Raw genomic sequence first — 704 nt, forward strand, 5'->3', positions numbered from 1 at the left:
ATCTTCACCTCAGCAATCAAAGATTCATTCACATGAGAAAAGACTAAAGGTTGGGCGTTGAGAGCTAAGTTCGATTCGATTTCCTGTAATCGCTCTTTGTCACAGTCGGCATTCTCTTCTATCACCCTAGCTCTCAACGACTTAGCTTCTTGAACCCACTGCTTTTCTTGTTCCCAAATTGCCTCTAATTCTATGACTTGATTAGATAACTCATCGATCTCATACCGAATATTATTAAGCAGTTCATCGTGACTTACGCCCAATTGAGCCTCTTTGGTAAGTTGTTGAAACTCAGCTTCTTTGATGTTTAGCTTTTTCTTTTTGCTATCCAACGCGCCCGGCGTGGCAGATTGGCTCAATGCAACACGCGAACATGCTGTATCTAATACCGATACTGCTTTATCTGGCAGTTGGCGTCCGTTAATGTAGCGAGCAGAAAGTTGTACCGCAGCATTCAGTGCTTGGCTTGTGATATAGACATCATGATGTTGCCCCATGATGTTAACCAAGCCTCTAAGCATATCTACCGCTAACTCAGGAGTCGGCTCGTCTACTTTCACAACCTGGAAGCGCCTCGTTAACGCAGCATCTTTTTCAAAATATTTTTTGTACTCAGCCCAAGTAGTTGCAGCGATGGTCCGTAACTCTCCTCGGGCCAACGCTGGTTTCACTATATCTGCAGCATCACCTTGTCTCGCTTGACC

The 704-nt window shown here is 44.6% G+C and carries 1 pseudogene; it reads right to left on the reverse strand.

The window, feature by feature from the left end:
- Positions 1–704: pseudogene (locus tag R7O13_RS27070) on the reverse strand (type VI secretion system ATPase TssH); the annotation flags it as partial.

The organism is Vibrio sp. Y176, from assembly GCF_033438945.1.